This is a genomic window from Pararhizobium polonicum (assembly GCF_001687365.1).
Classification (GTDB): Bacteria; Pseudomonadota; Alphaproteobacteria; order Rhizobiales; family Rhizobiaceae; genus Pararhizobium; species Pararhizobium polonicum.
In genome coordinates, this window is sequence record NZ_LGLV01000008.1 from 109,092 (window position 1) to 125,122 (window position 16,031).

Sequence of the window (16,031 nt, forward strand, 5' to 3'; positions counted from 1 at the left end):
CGCCGGTATCCCGATCTTATCTCTCCGCGCGTCCGGTTTCCTGATGCCTCACCTTCAAAAATCAAAATCGGACGGTCGTTTTCGAATGTTTGTCCCCATCCTGGCCGGTGCAACACTGCGCGAGCGGTTGATCGCCTGCGTTGGCGCGCTTGTTGGCATTGTCCTGACCGGCGTGATCAGCGGTTATCTGTTCGGCCAAGGCCCGCATCTGCCGCTGATCGTGGCGCCGATGGGCGCGTCTGCCGTGCTGCTGTTTGCGGTGCCGGCAAGTCCGCTGGCGCAGCCGTGGTCAATCATCGGCGGCAACACGATTTCTGCGCTGATGGGGATCATCGCCGCCTATCTGATCCATGACCCGATCATCGCCATCGGCGTCGGTGTCTCGCTGGCGATCGGAGCGATGTCCTTGACCCGCTGCCTTCATCCGCCCGGCGGTGCTGCGGCGCTGACCGCCGTGCTCGGCGGGCCGGTCGTGACCGGCTGGGGCCTGCTGTTTCCGTTCGTGCCCGTCGGGTTGAATTCATGCATTCTCGTCGGGCTTGGATTGTTGTTCCATAGGTTGTCGAGGCGTAGCTACCCCCATGTTGCGGCCAAGACGGCGGTCAATACGCACCAGACCGCGGATCTGCCCTCGGCGCTCCGGGTCGGTTTCCGCGAGGAGGATGTCGATGCAGCACTGGCCGCATTCGATGAAACCTTCGATATCGATCGCGGGGACCTCAGCCGTCTGCTTCAGCAGGTCGAGCTGCAGGCGGCGATCCGCGCACATGGGGATGTCAGCTGCGGCGATATCATGTCCCGCGATGTCATCTCGGTCGACGAACAGACTGATCCCGCCGATGCGCGGGAGCTTCTCTTGAAGCACAATATCCGCACGCTGCCGGTCCAGGACGGCAACGGCCGGCTGATTGGCACGATCGGCTTGCGGGAACTTTCCAGGTTTGCCGTGCGTATGGGCGACGTCCTGTCGCTGGCGGCCACCGCTTCGGTGGCCGATCCGGCGCTGTCGCTGCTGCCCGTTCTGACTGATGGTAGAACCCACGCTGTCATTATCGTCGGCGAGGACAGCCGAATCCTTGGATTGATCTCCCAGACCGATCTCTTGAGCGCGGTGGCGCGGGCCTTGTCAAACGCTCACGACAAATCGTAAGCGCGGTCGGCGGGGATCGCTTGCCGTCCCCGCAGTTCCGTCAAAGTCCGGCAATCTTCCTCAGATCGTCGATGGCACCGGGGGCGGCGGCGAGCACCGGCGAGCCCTTGGTCAGCTGTTCGCCCTCGACCGGAAACGGATGGTACCAGCCGCCGGCTTCCTTGACGAGGCAATAGCCGGCAAGGCAATCCCAGGCGTGCATGTAGGGCTCGTAGTAGCCGACCAGACGGCCGGCTGCGACATAGGCGAGCATCAGCGCACCCGAACCGTTGCGGATGAAATTGCCGCCCGCTTCCAGCAGGCTCTCGACCATCTTGCCGACGAAGGCGGGTGTCACATAATTGTTGGCGCCGAGGCCGGTGACGGCGTTGCGGATGGTTCGGGTAGGGTTAAGCGTCAGCACCTTGCCGTTGAGTGTTGCGCCCTTGCCGGATGCGCTGGCATAAAGCTCGTCGTGGCACGGCGCACAGATGACGCCGATCACCGGTTCGCTGTTGTGCAATACCGCGATCGAGACGCACCAGTTCGGCATGCCGTTGACGAAGGGGCTGGTGCCGTCGATCGGATCGACCACCCAAGTATAGCCGGAATGTCCTTCGGCAAGACCGTATTCCTCGCCGAGAAATCCATCCCCGGCGTGGACCTCGGCGACGCGGGCGCGGATGAGGGTCTCCACTTCCCGGTCGGCGATGGAGACGACGTCCTGCAGGTCGCGTTTGGTTTCGATCACCAGCGTTTCGCGCCTGTTGAAATAGTCGAGCGCGACGGCGCCTGCTTCCCTGGCCATGGCCTGCGCCAGCGCGAAACGTGCGTCGAGCCCGGAGATCTGCGATGTCATGAATATGGTCCTTTTGCGATATCGTGCGGTTCAGCCGTTGATGATGGCGATGCCGCGTCCCTTGAAGCCGACGGCAACTTCGGTCGCTGGCGCCAATGCGCGCTCGACGGCCGGATCGACGACGAACAGTCTGCCGGTACTGGTCTCGACCTCGTATTCGACATGGTCGCCAAGATAGGCGGCATGGGTGATCTGCCCCGGGAAAGCAGCACCGGAGGCGGGTTCCAGCGTGATGGAATTGGGCCGGACGGCGAGCTTTGCCGGACCCGGTTTTGCATTGCGGCTCGGAACCCGGTGTTCCAGCGCACCGATGCGGATGGTCGCGTCGGCACCTTCGACGCTGATGACATCGCAAGGCACCACATTGGCCTCGCCCATGAAGTCGGCGATGAAGGCGGAAGCCGGCGCCTCGTAGAGATCGCGGGGCGAACCTTCCTGGGCGATCACCCCGTCCTTCATGATGACGATGCGGTCGGAGACGGCCAGCGCCTCGTCTTGATCGTGGGTGACGTAGACGGCGGTGAAGCCGAGTCGCTGCTGCAGGTCGCGGATTTCGGTGCGGACCTGGCGGCGCAGGCGCGCGTCGAGGTTCGACAGCGGTTCATCCAGCAACAGCACCTGCGGTTCGAGCACCAGCGCGCGGGCTACGGCGACACGCTGCTGCTGGCCGCCGGAAAGCTCGGCCGGAAGCCGCCCGCCCATGCCGCCTAGACCGACGAGCTTCAGGCCTTCCTCGGCACGCTCGCGCGCTTCCTTCTTCTTGAGGCCGGAGGATTCCAGTCCATAGGCGACATTGTCGAGCGAGCTCATATGCGGAAAGAGAGCATAGGACTGGAACACCATCGACACGTCACGCTCATTGGCCGGCAGCATGGTGACGTCCTTGCCGCCGATCAGGATCTTGCCGGATGTCGGATGCTCGAGACCGGCCAGCATCCGCAATGTCGTCGTCTTGCCACAGCCGGAAGGGCCGAGCAGGGTGACGAGCTGGCCGGGTTCGATGGTTAGCGACAGGTCGTGAATGGCGGTGAAGCTGCCGAACTGCTTCTTGATGTTCTGGAAGACGACGGAGCCGGCGCGGGGCGTGATCATGCGGTTTTCTCCTGGCCGAGGGAAAGGGAAGGGGCGGCGGTCACTCCTGCGACGCGATTTTCGCGCCGCAGCCTGCGTTCGCCGACGAGAAGCTGGAACCCGGCGATGACAACGATCATCACGACGATCAGCATGGAGGAATAGGCGATCGCCACGCCATACTCACCGTTTTCGACGAGGCCGACGATGTAGGACGTCGCCATATTGTATTCGGCGCTTACGAGGAAGATGACGGCGCTGATCGAGGTAATGGCCCGCACGAAGGAATAGACCAGCGCTGCGGTGATGGCCGGGCGCAACAGCGGCAGGATGACCTTGCGGATCGTCCGGAAGCTGGTGGCGCGCAGCGTCAGCGACGCCTCGTCGAGGCTCTTGTCGAGCTGGCTCATTGCCGCCACGCCGCCGCGCACGCCGACCGGCATGTTGCGGAAGACGAAGCAGGCGATCAGGATCAGCGCTGTGCCGGTCATTTCCAGCGGCGGCAGGTTGAAGGCCATGATGTAGCTGATGCCGATGACCGTGCCGGGAATGGCAAAGCTCATCATCAGGGCGAATTCGAAGACGTTGCGGCCGGCGAATTTCTGCCGGACGATGAGATAGGCGGTCAGCAGGCCGACGGCAGCCGTCAGCGGTGCCGATATCAAGGCGATTTCCATCGTCGTCCAGAAGGAGTTCCAGGCAACGCCGGTCCAGGCGATGACGCCGTCGCGGAATTCGATGGAGAAGGCGCGGGCGTAGTGGTCCGTCGTCAGTGAATTGTCGAGGCCCCAGGTCTTCACGAAGCCGCCGAACAGGATCATGCCGTAGATCACGATGGTGAAGATCATCCACGGAATGACCATGGCATGCACGGCGATGGAGAGCGGGCGGGGCAGGGCGATATGCGAACCGCTGTCGCCCTTGCCGGTGACGGTGGCGAAGTTCTTGCCCGCCAGCCAGTAACGCTGGGCGAGGAAGGCCGTCAGCGTGAAGCAGAGCAGGATGACGGCGAGCACGGCGGCGCGGGACGGATCGTTCTGCGAGCCGACGACGGCAAAGAAGATTTCCGTCGAGAGAACGCCATGGCTGCCGCCGAGCACCAGCGGATTGCCGAAATCGGCCATGCTTTCGATGAAGCCGATCAGGAAGGCGTTGGCGATGCCGGGTTTCATCAGCGGCAGCGATACGCGCCAGAAGGTGCGCCAGCGGTCGGCGCGCAGGGTCTGCGACGCCTCTTCCATCGAGGGGCTGACGCCTTCGACCACACCGATGAGAACGAGGAAGGAGATCGGGGTGAAGGACAGGACCTGCGCGATCCAGATGCCGGTCAGGCCATAAAGCCAGCGTCCCGGCTCAATGCCGAACAGATTGGACAGGCCTTCGGTGATGACGCCTGCACGGCCGAAGAGCAACGTCAGGGCAAGGCCGATGACGAAGGGCGGCGTGATGATCGGCAGGACCGTCAGAAGCCGCAGGCCCTTCTTGAAGGGAAACCGGGTGCGCGTGGCGACCAGCGCGAAGGCAAGGCCCATGATGGTCGATCCGCCGGCGGTCATCAGGGCCAGCCAGAGGGTGCGCCATGCAACGCCGCAGCGCTCGCCGCCGACCACGCAGCCGAGGCTCCAGATCGCATTGTCCTGAATGTTGCGGGTAAAGCCGTCAGGATTAAAGGAACCGTCGAAATCCTGAAACGCTCCGACCAGCATGCTGCCGACCGGATAGAACACGAAGATAGCCACGAGGAAAACGAGAATGGCAATGGAAGCGACGACGAAGGCGTCGCCTTTCATCACGCCCCGTTCGGCAAGGCCGAAGGAGAAGATGAGTACGAAAGCGAAGGCGGAAAGCACGGCCCCGGCCCCCATTGAAGGCTGGCCGTCGGCAAGTGAGCCGAACAGCGTTTCGCTGACCGTCCATGTCCAGCCGGAAAAGCCGATTGCCAATCCCTGAAGCGTGAGGAAGAGGACACCGATCGCGCCGGTCCAGGCGAGCAGCGTGCCGCGCCGCATCGGGTCGCGGACGAAGCGCGCCGTAACGGCGGCAGCCATGATCAACGCGGCAAACGCCAGCCACCAGCGGCCAAAGCCGAGGATCTGCAGGATGCCCGGAGCAACGGCAGCCTCCGACGGAAAGCCGGCAAGCCAGCCAAAACCGAGAAATCCCCCCTCGATCCGATACCAGGGAATGAGAATGAACGCGGCTATGCCGAGCGCAAGGACAATATCCAGTCTGCGGTTGCGATGGTCCATGACGATCCTCGCGCCTTTTCATAATGCTGAATGTGAGATGATGGGTGGTCGGAAAGCGCATTCCTGCCTGTGGAGGAACACGAATGCGGCTTCCCGACCGGGAGCCCTGGAGCGGAGAGCGGCGATTAACTGCCGCACCCCCCGGTTCTCCGGTTTAGTTGGCGCTGGCGCTGATCTCGCGATCCCAGCGCTCGAGCAGTTCCTTGCGCTTGGCCGGATCGCCATAGGTCTTGAAGTCGTAGTCGATCAGCTTGATGTCCTCGAACCGCGGTGCTTCCTTCGGGATTTCGGCATTCTTGTTGGACGGAAGCTGGAAGGACTTGGCGTCCTTCATTCGCGACTGGACTTCCGGCTTCAGCGCCCAATCATACCAGATCTTGGCGTTGTCGAGGTTTTTGGCGCCCTTGACGATCGACATCGAGCCGATCTCGTAGCCTGTGCCTTCGCAGGGCGCGATCGACTTGATCGGGAAACCTTCGACCGTCTGGGCAACGGCGTCATGCATGAAGACGATGCCGATCGCGGTTTCGCCGCGGGCCGCCGCCTTCACCGGAGCGGAGCCCGATTTGGTATATTGCGAGATGTTGGCATTCAGTTTCTTCAGATAGTCGTAGGCCTGGTCTTCGCCCATGATCTGGACAAGCGAGGCGAGTGCCGTATAGGCGGTGCCCGAGGAGTTCGGATTGGCGATCTGGATCTCGCCCTTGAAGGCCGGGTCCAGCAGGTCCGCCCAGCATTTCGGCTCCTTGAAGCCCTTGGCTTTGAAGATATCGGTGTTGTAGCCCCAGCCCAGCGCGCCGGCATAGACGCCGACCGTCTTGTAGCCGGCGCTTTCCGCCTGCTTCTTCGCCCAATCTTGCAGCTGGTCGAGCATGGGCGATTTGTATTCGAGCGTCAGGTTTTCGGACGCCGCCTGCAGATGCGGATCGCCGGTGCCGGCCCACCAGATGTCCGTCTTCGGATTGCGCGACTCGGCGCGGATCTTGGCATAGGTCTCACCCGAAGAGAGGCGCACCATGTTGACCTTGATATCGTTTTCCTTCTCGAAGCCTTCCTTCATCTGTTCGCAGATGACGACGTCTGCCGAGCAGATCAGATTGAGATTGCCAGCGGCCTGCGCCGAGAATGCTGTCAGCGCCGTTCCGGCGGCAAGCGCAGCGGCGGCAATATATCTTGAAGCCATGAAATTCCCTCCTGTTGAAGCGGCGCCTCCACGCCACTCGCTTTTGCAAGCGTGTGCAAATGCTGCATGAGATGAAAACCGCTGTCAAACAATTTCTTCACAAAACTGTCATAATGCAGCCGATCAAGTGCTTGCACGCTATTGCAAAATTGTGCAAATTGCCTGTCAAAGGGTGGTTGTCAACGTGTCGCAAAAACTATTCGTCAGCGCTCAGGAAGTGGCGGAAAAAGCAGGCGTTTCCCGCTCGGCGGTTTCCCGCACGTTTACGTCCGGCGCCAGCGTTTCGCCGAAAACGCGCCAGAAGGTGCTCGATGCCGCCGAGGCGCTGGGTTACCACGTCAACCATCTGGCCCGAGGCCTGATGCGCAACGAAAGCGGCATCGTCTGCCTGATCGTGTCGGAGATCGGCACGCCCTACCGCTCTTCGCTCATCCGGGCGCTGACGCAGCAGCTGCAGAATTCCGGCAAGATATCGATGCTGATCAATACCGACCGTTCCGACGGCAGTGTCGATCTCGCGCTCAGGCAGGCCATCCGGTACCGCGCCGATGCCTCGATCATCCTCTCCGGCCTGCCGGACAAGTCGATCACCGACCTCTGTCTGAAGAACGGCCAGCGGCTGGTGCTGATCAACCGCGATGACGACCGGGAAGGGCCGCTCAGCATCAATCTTGACGACGCCGATGCGGCGGCGCGCGTTGCCACGGCTTTCGTGCGCGCCGGGTGCCGCAAGCTTGCCTTTGCCAATTCGCAGGCAGGTACGCCGAGCCTGATGGCGCGCGAGCGCGGCTTCGTTGCCGCCGCCAAGGCGCTGGGGCTTGATGTGATCGTCGAACGGTTCGGTCATACGGGATACGAAAGCGGCCGGGTTGTCGCCCAGCAGCTTCTGACCCGTAAGGATCGTCCGGACGCGGTCTTCTGTGCCACCGATCTGTTGGCCTGCGGCTTCATGGATGCCGCCCGGCATCAGTTTTCCATGTCCATCCCCGATCAGATCTGCGTGGCCGGTTTCGACGATATCGAGCAGGCCGCCTGGTCATCCTATCAGTTGACCACGTTTGCGCAGCCGGTGGACATGATTGCGCGCGAAGCCGTTTCCTGGCTGGTAGGCGACAGCGCACAGCCTGAACATCATTCAGTGCGCCTGCACGCCGATCTGGTCTGGCGAAGCTCGATCCGGGGCGGCTGAGCGCCATGGGTGGAGTGTCGAAGAAATCCTCGAAAAAACCCGGGACGTTTCTATCCGAACTCGCCCCCTATACCGGTGCGCTGCTCAAGGAGCGAATGCGTGAGCAGTTTGCCGCGCTCTGCTACCGGATGCGCCCGGATCGCGGCCTGTTCGAGGTGCTTTTGGTGACAAGCCGCGAGAGCGGTCGCTGGATTATCCCCAAAGGCTGGCCGATGACGGGCAAGAAACCGCACGAGGTCGCCGCGATCGAAGCCTTCGAAGAGGCGGGGGTGCGCGGCAAGGCGAAGAAAAGGCCGTTCGGATATTTCACCTACCTGAAGGTGCTTGATAACGGTCAGCGCGCGCCGTGCTGCGTTCAGGTGCATCTGCTCGATGTCGAAGAGATTTCCGATTCCTTTCGGGAGAAAGGCCAGCGCATCAGCGAGTGGGTGTCCTGCGTCGAGGCGGCCCGCCGCGTCCGGGAACCGGAACTCAAGGGGCTATTCCTGTCGATGCAGCGGACATTGCTGCCGTGAGGCCGCAGGTCTCCGGGGCGAGCGGCTTTCAAACATGAGGTAATGGTCTCGCGCCCAGACGTGAGCGCGAGGGACTTCAAACAGGATGGCCTGCGGCGGCGTGTCTAACCGAAACGTTCCATGACAAAATTCGCAGGCGCGGCCGTGCCGTTCAGGCGGCTCGTTTTCGACAGCGTCGTGTGGTTTGCCATTGTCAGTGCCAGCAGCAGGCCGGCACCGAGAACAAAGCCGAATACGAGATAAGAAAACTTTGCGAGCATGACAGAAACTCCTGTTTCCCTCTGCGCCTGCAACGCGTCGGGTCACGAAAAGTTCCAGCGATGAAACGAATGCCGGCCTCGGGCTTCAGGCGGGGCTCGCTTGATCCCTGCCTCCCGCATGACCGAGGACCTGGTAAGGAATATAGTCCGCATCGTAGCCGAAATACCGTGGACCGACGAGTGCGATGCCGGCAGGTGTCTGCCACTGCGGATTGCACGGGAAGGCCAGCGCCACCAACCGCAACCCGTAGCGCAGAGAATCGGCCGTCACTGGATTGCCGCTTTCGGCCTCCAGCAGCGTGATCGGATCCGGCGTCGTGCAGACGATCGCGCCGTCACGCTCGGCCATCAGGAATTCGTTCTGAAAATCCAGCTTGAACGTCTGGCCCTTCCATTCCTCGACACCATCGAACCGCGCAGTGCCTCGGGCAAAGCCGCCGATGGTGCGCCGGTCGATATCCGTCAGGCGGCCGTGGAAGAGAAGGGTGGCCCCCAGCATGTCACTGATGGCGTCGACCGGATTGCCGTTGGCAGCCCGGCTTTCCCGCAGCGTGCGGCCAAGATTGGCGCAGAGCGTCAGCGTGCCGCGCACGACGCATTTCTTCGCCACGTCGCCGCTCATCGGATAGAAGGCAAGCAGCGCCGAGCCGCCCATTTCCACGGTTGCAGCGCGGGCAAGGCGCTCGGTCCAGGCATTGTCGACGGTTTCCAGTACCAGCGAATTGCCCTTGTCGTCGCAGAGCACCATCGGCGTTGCCGAAACGCCATGCATGGTGAAGGTCACCATCTGCAATTCCGGATAGGCGCGGCCCATGCCGTCGCCGTCGACAAGCGGCAGGCCCGTGGCGGCCGCGACGACGAATGGCGTGGTGGAATTGACGCCGCCGGCCTCGCCGCAGAGCACGGCATCGATCTTGCGGCCGAGCAACTGTTCCAGCTTGCGGAACGCGATGATCAGTTCGTCGCCCTGCGGCAGCTTTTCCGTCATCACGGTCGGTGCGCCCATCATGCAGACGGGTACGATCAGTGCGTCGTCCGGCAGGTCGGCCATATCGACGAGCTTGACGGGCCCGTGCTTGCGGATGGCTTCCTGTGCCATCAGCTTGCCGACATAGGGATCGCCGCCGCCGCCGGTGCCGAGGATGGCGCCGCCGATGGCGATATCTTCCAGATCTTCCGCGTAGATTGTCCGCAGGATTTTCATGGGTGTCTTCTCCTACTTCGACGCAGTGCGGAATTCGAGCGGCTGGAAGGTCAGTTCCGGATAGCCGAACGCCTTCGGACCGACGATCTCGAGCGCACGCTGTGTCTTCATCAGATCGTGTACCGGCAGCCCGATGACGGCGATGCGCTGGCCGTAGCGCAGGATTTCCGTCGTCAGCGGTTCGCCGGTGTCCATTTCCAGATTGACGATCAGGTCCGGCACCATCACCACCGGCTTGTCATCGACCCAGAGAACGAGGTTTTCGTTCTGAATGGCGATGCGGGCCTCGGACCCGGCCCAATCGCCGACGCCGGAGAGCAGCGCGTGACCACGGGAGAAGCCGCCGGTGAGTTCGCGCTTGATGTCGGTGATCTTGCCGGTGAAGAACAGGGTCGCTCCGGTGCTCTCCACGACCCGATCGACGACATTCTGCCGCTTGGCGCGGGCTTCCAGAATGGTGCGGCCGATCTCGATCGCCTGGGTGACCGTGCCCGGCACGGCGGTGCGACGGACGAAATCGCCGCGCATCGGGGCAACGGCAAAACCGGCGCCGGCGCCCATGGCAACAGAGGCGTCGCGGGCAAACCGCTCCAGCCAGAACATGTCGACCATTTCCTTGAAAACGACGACATTGCCCTTGTCGTCGGCGATCGCAGCCGGAGCGACATCAGCGCCGTAGATCATGTAGGTGGTCATCTGCACTTCCGGGAAGGCGCGGCCCATACCGTCACCATCGACGACCGGGAGCCCGGCCATGGCGGCGGCGATGATCGGTTCGATCGAGTTCGCCCCACCGATCTCGGCCGAAATGACGGCCGAAACAGTGACGCCCGCCGTCTCCTCGACGGCACGCATGGCGCGGTAGCATTCGCCGCCTTCCTCGATCTTCTCGACGCCGACGACGGGCGCGCCGATGCCGCCGACTTCCGCGACCCATGCGTCATCCGCCAGGGCTTCCAGCGGGATGATCCTGACTTCGGCGCCCTTGCGCATCAGTTCGCGTGCCCGCAGCATGCCGATATAGGGATTGCCGCCGCCGCCGGTTCCGAGCAGGGCAGCGCCCATCGACAGGGGAACCAGATCCTCTTCCTTCAGCAGGTAACCTTCAACCGGCATGGAGCTCTCCCACGGCCTTGACGCGGATGCGGGTGGCATTACCGGGCAGATAGGCGAGCGGCACATCCTCGACATCGACGATTTCAATGGAATCCCGCGACGCACCGGCTGCGACCGCCGCTTCGACGGCACGGCTCTTGGCATCTTCGAGCGCCTTGTCGCGGCCAAGCTCGGCCAGCGAATAGACACGGTCGACTTCACCGGAAACCTGGGCGATAGCAGCACCGACGGCATTGGCGACGCCGAAATGCGAAGGCTTGATCACCTCAAGGCCACCGATCGGGCCGTTGACGAGGATCGAACCGCCGCCGACGACGATGACCGGCAGCGGATCCGGCGAAAGCCGCGATTTCTCGACGCAATCCTCCAGCATGTCATGGATCTTCGCTTGGACGCGCTCCAGCAGCTCTTTCGGCAGATGTGCGACTTTCGAGGCATCGCCGAGATCGGCTCTGCCGGCTGCGACGGTGACATCGGTGGTCGTCAGCGTCTCGCCGCCGAAGATCAGCGCTTCCGTCTTGATGCGGTAACCGACCGAAACCGGTCCGACCTTGATACCGTGATCAGTCTCGACCACATGCGAGCCGCCACCAAGACCGATGGAGAACACATCGGGCATGCGGAAGTTGGTGCGCACACCGCCGACTTCGACGGCGACCGTCGCCTGGCGCGGAAAGCCCTTGTGCAGCGAGCCGACATCCGAGGTGGTACCACCGATATCGACGACGATGGCCTCGCTGACGCCGGAGAGGAAGGCGGCGCCGCGCATGGAGTTGGTTGGGCCTGAGGCGAAGGTCAGCACCGGGAATTTCTCGGCGAAGGACGCATCCATCAACGTGCCGTCGTTCTGCGTCAGAAAGAACTTGCCCTTGATGCCCGCCTCGCGGATGGCGTTGCGGAAGGCTTCGATGACATGGGCGGAGAGATCGCGCAGGCAGGCATTCATGATCGCGGCGTTTTCACGCTCGAGCAGGCCGATGCGGCCGATCTCGTTGGAGAGCGTGATATGGGCGCCGGGAAGGGCTTCGGCGAAGATTTCACCGGCGCGCTTCTCGAAATCGCTGCTGACGGGAGAAAACACCGAGGTGATGGCGATGGAGCGGATGCCCTTGGCGGCGATATCCCTGGCGATGCCCTTCAATTCGTCTTCGTCCAGCGGCGAGATCACCCGTCCGTCGAACTCGTTACCGCCATGGGCGAGGTATGTGTGGTTGCCGATCGACTGCTTGAGGTCTTCCGGCCAATCGACCATCGGCGGCAGCGATGCCGTTGCCGGCAGGCCGAGGCGCACGGCAGCCGTCTGGGCGAGGTCGCGGCGCTGCACGACGGCGTTGGTGAAATGCGTGGTGCCGATCATCACGAAATCGACCATGGACGCATCCATTTCGGATGCGGCGAGAACGTCGCGCAGTGCGTTGACGACACCGCTCATAACGTCAGCCGTGGTCGCGGACTTCACGCCCGCGATCACCTCCGTGCCATTCATGATCACGGCATCCGTATTGGTGCCGCCGACATCAATGCCAATTCTAATCATCTGTCTGAACCTCATTGGTAATGGTCTGTTTGACCGCCTGTTGTCGAAGCGCGATCAACATTTCGGGCGTCGGGATTTCCCCGTCGATCAGGGGTATGTGCGGGCGCAGGGCTTCCTCCTCCTTGGAAATGACGGGGACGGAGGCCAGCAGAAGGCGCGTATAGTCATGGGCGGGGTGATCGAACACGGCATCGGATGTGCCGTGTTCGACGATGACGCCGCGATAGAGAATGCCGACATCGCCAGCGAAATTGCGCATCAGGCTGAGGTCGTGCGAGATGAAGAGATAGGTCAGATCCATCTCCCGGCCGAGATCAGCCAGAAGATCCATCACCTTGGCCTGCACGGAAACATCGAGCGCCGAGGTCGGTTCGTCCAGCACCAGGAGTTTCGGCTCCACGGCCAATGCACGGGCAATTGCCACGCGCTGTTTCTGGCCGCCGGACAGTTCGTGCGGATAGCGCTGCGCAAAATTCGCCGGCAGTTGCACCATGTCGAGAAGCTCCGTGATGCGTTTCTGCCTGCCGGCACGCGGATAACCGTGGGCATCGAGCGGTACGGCGACGGATTGGCCAACGGTACGGCGCGGATTGAGCGAAGAGCCGGGATTCTGGAACACCATCTGAACCTGGCGGCCATGCACACGGCCACTCGAACGGTCGGTGATGCTGCGGCCGTCGATCAGGATGTCGCCGCTATCAGGCCGCTCCAGTCCCATGATCATGCGGGCGATGGTCGATTTGCCCGAGCCGCTTTCGCCGGCCAGCCCATAGACCCTGCCCTTGTCGATCGAGAAGGAAACATTGTCGACGGCGCGGACCTCACCGGTCCTGCGGCCGAAGGCGTTGCGGGTCGGGAAGGCTTTGCAGAGGTTGCGGATTTCCAGCATCGGGCCGCTCATACCAGGGCTCCCTGCTGGCCGAAGCGCCTGCCGCCGGTCAGTCGCGGCACGGCGTCGATGAGGCTCCTGGTATAGTCGTCCTTCGGCGCGTCGAAGATCTGCGCAGTCTCGCCGTGTTCGACGATGACGCCCTTGTTCATGACGTAGACGTAGTTCGAGGTTTCTCGCACGACGCCGAGATTGTGGGTGATCATCAGCAGCGCCAGCCCGCGCGCCTCGACCAGATCCTTCAGAAGTTTGAGGATTTGCGCCTGTGTCGTGACGTCAAGCGCCGTGCCCGGCTCGTCGGCGATCAGCAGATCGGGTTCGCTCAGCAGCGCCATGGCGATCAGCACGCGCTGGCGCATGCCGCCCGAAAGCTCGATCGGATAGGCGCGGGCGATGCGTTCAGGATCGCGCATGCGGACCTGTGACAGGACCTCATGGACGCGGGCAATGCGTTCCTTTTTCGAGCGGTTACGGCCGAGACGCCGGTCGGCATATTTGAGGATCGTGCCCATCTGGTCGGCGATGGTGAAGACCGGGTTGAGCGAGCTCATCGGGTCCTGAAACACCATCGACATGGCGGTGCCGCGTAGCCGGAGTCGTTCCTTGGCTGGCATGGTCAAAAGATCGGCACCGTCATAGAAGATCTCGCCCTTGGTGATGCGGGCCGGCGGCTGGCGCAGCAATCCCATGATGGCCTTCATCGTCACCGTCTTGCCGGAACCGCTTTCGCCGACGAGCGCCACCTGCGAGCGGGCGGGAACCTCGATATTGACGTTGCGCAGAACCTGCTGCGTCTGGCCGTATGTGGTGAATTCCACGCAGAGATCACGAACCTTGAGGAGGGGAAAGCTCATCTGACCTCCTGTACGTCAAAGAGGTCGCGCAGCCCGTCTCCGAGAAGATTGAAGCCGAGCGCGAGAAACAGGATGGCGAGGCCCGGCAGTACCGATTCCCACCAGAAGTCGGGCAGGAACGAGGCGCCGGAAGCGACCATGGTCCCGAGATCCGGTGTCGGCGGCTGGATGCCGAGGCCGAGGAAGGAGAGCGAGGCGCCGACGAGGATGACGAAGCCGCAATCGAGCGAGGTCTTGACGGCAATGGCGGAGACGCAATTGGGCAGGATTTCGCGGAAGAGGATATGGAACTTGCTGGCCCCCAGCGTTTCCGCCGCCTCGATGAATTCCTGGCTGCGGATCTGCTTGGTGATCGAGTAGATCAGCCGCGTATGCCAGGTCCACCAGAGGGCGGCGATGGCGAGCAGCGAGTTGACAAGATCCGGCGACAGGACGGCTGCGACCGCCAGCGCCATGACCAGCGGCGGAATGGCCAGCGCGATATCGGTGACGCGCATGATCACCACCTCGACCCAGCCGCCAAAATAGCCGGCGAGAAGACCGAGAATGGTGCCGATCGGCACCGCCGTACCGAGCACGACGAAAGCCAGAAGCAGCGAGATGCGCATTCCGTAGACGACGCGGGTAAAGATGTCGCGGCCGACATTGTCGGTGCCGAACCAGTATTCGAACGACGGCGGCAGGTGCCGCGCCCGGAAGTTCACCATCGCACCGACATGCTCGGGATAGGGTGTGATCAGCGGCGCAAAGATCGCGGCGAGCACACAGATGATGACAATCGCGGCGCCGATCACCGCCGTCGGATTGCGCGAAAAGCGGTACCAATTCTGGTAGCTGTTGGAGAGGCGCCTGTTTTCGGCCTGAGGTAGCGACACGTCGGACATCAGCGTCTCCCCCGGATGCGGATGCGCGGATCGACAATGCCGACCAGCACATCGATGACGAGATTGACGAGGACGAAGAAGACGCCGGAGACGATGACGACCCCCATGATGGCGTTCAGATCCTTCTGCATGATGGTACGCACGCCGTAGGCCGCCATGCCCGGCCAGGAAAACACCAGCTCGACCACGAAAGCATTGCCGAGCATCGACGCGAATTCGAGGCCGAGGATGGTCAGCGGCGGCACGAAACTCGGGCGCAGCATGTATTTGAACACCCGCACCCGTTCCGGAACGCCGAAGGCGCGGCCGGCTTCAGCATAATCCTGGCTGGCAACGTCGATCATCGACGAACGGGTGATCCGGGCAATCTGACCCATTGTCGCCGCAGCCAGTGCGAAGGACGGCAGCAGCAGGTAACGCAGGGATTCGCCGAAGACATCGAGGCGGCCATGCAGCAGTGAATCGACGGTCAACAGACCGGTGATATCGGCGGCAAACGCCATTCCGGGCGGCAGGCGGCCGGTGGTCGGCAGGATGTGCAGCACGTAGCCGGCAAGAATCTGCAGCAGCAGCGCCAGAAAGAAGCTCGGGGTCACGGCGGAGAAGATCGCCAGCATCCGCACCAGATTATCCGGCCATCGATCCTTCCATCGGGCAGCGGCAACGCCGAGCGGCACACCGAGGACGAAGGCGATGGTGATCGTCGATAGCACCAGTTCGAAAGTGGCGAAAAAGGTCTGGCGGATATCCTGCGCCACCGGCTGCTCGGTCAGCAGCGAACGGCCGAGATCGCCCTTGGCAAGACCCGCGACGTAGATGCCGTATTGCTGGATCAGCGGCTGGTTGAAACCCAGCGTTTCACGCAGCTGCTCCACCTGTTCGGCGCTGGCGCGGGGGCCGAGCGCCAGGCGAACCGGATCGCCGGGCATGGCGCGGGCGATGAAGAAGATCACCACCGAGAGCCCGAACAGCACCAGCAGGGACCACAAAACACGCCGCAGAAGGAAGAGGAGGAATTCCAATGTTCCAGCCTTGTCGAACGGATATTGAAAGGAAGGTGACCGGCAAGCGGCCGTCGCACACCCGGTTTTC

Annotated in this window: 15 protein-coding genes; 3 read left to right on the forward strand and 12 right to left on the reverse strand. The window is 62.6% G+C overall.

Annotated elements, in window-relative coordinates:
• Nucleotides 1-43 precede the first annotated feature (43 nt).
• Nucleotides 44-1,150 carry an HPP family protein gene (locus ADU59_RS13505; protein ID WP_099050833.1) on the forward strand — a complete coding sequence of 369 codons (1,107 nt, stop codon included), beginning with the start codon at nucleotides 44-46 and terminating at the stop codon, nucleotides 1,148-1,150.
• Between the two features lie 40 nt (nucleotides 1,151-1,190).
• On the opposite strand, the gene ADU59_RS13510 is transcribed toward ADU59_RS13505, so the two are convergent.
• The 4 genes from ADU59_RS13510 to ADU59_RS13525 form a co-directional block, all read right to left on the reverse strand.
• Nucleotides 1,191-1,988, reverse strand: coding sequence for an inositol monophosphatase family protein (locus ADU59_RS13510; protein WP_068954649.1), 798 nt, complete (start codon nucleotides 1,986-1,988; stop codon nucleotides 1,191-1,193).
• A 30-nt stretch (nucleotides 1,989-2,018) separates the two neighbouring features.
• Nucleotides 2,019-3,080: an ABC transporter ATP-binding protein gene (locus tag ADU59_RS13515; protein WP_068954650.1), complete on the reverse strand. Its 1,062-nt coding sequence runs from the start codon at nucleotides 3,078-3,080 to the stop codon at nucleotides 2,019-2,021.
• Nucleotides 3,077-5,308 carry an ABC transporter permease gene (locus tag ADU59_RS13520; protein WP_068954651.1) on the reverse strand — a complete coding sequence of 744 codons (2,232 nt, stop codon included), beginning with the start codon at nucleotides 5,306-5,308 and terminating at the stop codon, nucleotides 3,077-3,079. Before ADU59_RS13520 ends, ADU59_RS13515 begins: the two co-directional genes overlap by 4 nt.
• A 154-nt stretch (nucleotides 5,309-5,462) precedes the next feature.
• Complete coding sequence (locus ADU59_RS13525; RefSeq protein ID WP_068954652.1) at nucleotides 5,463-6,491, reverse strand: ABC transporter substrate-binding protein; 1,029 nt, start codon at nucleotides 6,489-6,491, stop codon at nucleotides 5,463-5,465.
• 184 nt (nucleotides 6,492-6,675) lie between these two features.
• Here ADU59_RS13525 and ADU59_RS13530 point away from each other — a divergent pair, with 184 nt between their 5' ends.
• Nucleotides 6,676-7,680 (forward strand): LacI family DNA-binding transcriptional regulator, encoded by a 1,005-nt coding sequence (locus ADU59_RS13530; RefSeq protein WP_068954898.1) that lies wholly within the window; start codon nucleotides 6,676-6,678, stop codon nucleotides 7,678-7,680.
• Between the two features lie 5 nt (nucleotides 7,681-7,685).
• Complete coding sequence (locus tag ADU59_RS13535) at nucleotides 7,686-8,195, forward strand: NUDIX hydrolase (RefSeq protein WP_068954653.1); 510 nt, start codon at nucleotides 7,686-7,688, stop codon at nucleotides 8,193-8,195.
• Between the two features lie 104 nt (nucleotides 8,196-8,299).
• Here ADU59_RS13535 and ADU59_RS30635 read toward each other — a convergent pair whose 3' ends face one another.
• The 8 genes from ADU59_RS30635 to ADU59_RS13570 form a co-directional block, all read right to left on the reverse strand.
• Nucleotides 8,300-8,455: a hypothetical protein gene (locus tag ADU59_RS30635; RefSeq protein WP_158515723.1), complete on the reverse strand. Its 156-nt coding sequence runs from the start codon at nucleotides 8,453-8,455 to the stop codon at nucleotides 8,300-8,302.
• A gap of 85 nt (nucleotides 8,456-8,540) precedes the next feature.
• Nucleotides 8,541-9,659: an S-methyl thiohydantoin desulfurase family protein gene (locus ADU59_RS13540; RefSeq protein ID WP_068954654.1), complete on the reverse strand. Its 1,119-nt coding sequence runs from the start codon at nucleotides 9,657-9,659 to the stop codon at nucleotides 8,541-8,543.
• Nucleotides 9,660-9,671: 12 nt separating this feature from the next.
• Complete coding sequence (locus tag ADU59_RS13545) at nucleotides 9,672-10,775, reverse strand: S-methyl thiohydantoin desulfurase family protein (protein ID WP_068954655.1); 1,104 nt, start codon at nucleotides 10,773-10,775, stop codon at nucleotides 9,672-9,674.
• On the reverse strand, nucleotides 10,765-12,312 hold the full coding sequence (locus ADU59_RS13550; protein WP_068954656.1) for a hydantoinase/oxoprolinase N-terminal domain-containing protein: 1,548 nt from the start codon (nucleotides 12,310-12,312) through the stop codon (nucleotides 10,765-10,767). The genes ADU59_RS13545 and ADU59_RS13550 overlap by 11 nt, the downstream gene beginning before the upstream one ends.
• On the reverse strand, nucleotides 12,305-13,213 hold the full coding sequence (locus ADU59_RS13555; protein ID WP_068954657.1) for an ATP-binding cassette domain-containing protein: 909 nt from the start codon (nucleotides 13,211-13,213) through the stop codon (nucleotides 12,305-12,307). Before ADU59_RS13555 ends, ADU59_RS13550 begins: the two co-directional genes overlap by 8 nt.
• Nucleotides 13,210-14,055, reverse strand: coding sequence for an ABC transporter ATP-binding protein (locus tag ADU59_RS13560; protein ID WP_068954658.1), 846 nt, complete (start codon nucleotides 14,053-14,055; stop codon nucleotides 13,210-13,212). The genes ADU59_RS13555 and ADU59_RS13560 overlap by 4 nt, the downstream gene beginning before the upstream one ends.
• The gene (locus ADU59_RS13565; protein WP_068954659.1) at nucleotides 14,052-14,939 is read right to left on the reverse strand and encodes an ABC transporter permease; all 888 of its coding nucleotides are present in this window, start codon (nucleotides 14,937-14,939) and stop codon (nucleotides 14,052-14,054) included. Before ADU59_RS13565 ends, ADU59_RS13560 begins: the two co-directional genes overlap by 4 nt.
• Nucleotides 14,939-15,961 carry an ABC transporter permease gene (locus ADU59_RS13570; RefSeq protein WP_068954660.1) on the reverse strand — a complete coding sequence of 341 codons (1,023 nt, stop codon included), beginning with the start codon at nucleotides 15,959-15,961 and terminating at the stop codon, nucleotides 14,939-14,941. Before ADU59_RS13570 ends, ADU59_RS13565 begins: the two co-directional genes overlap by 1 nt.
• Between the last annotated feature and the right edge of the window lie 70 nt (nucleotides 15,962-16,031).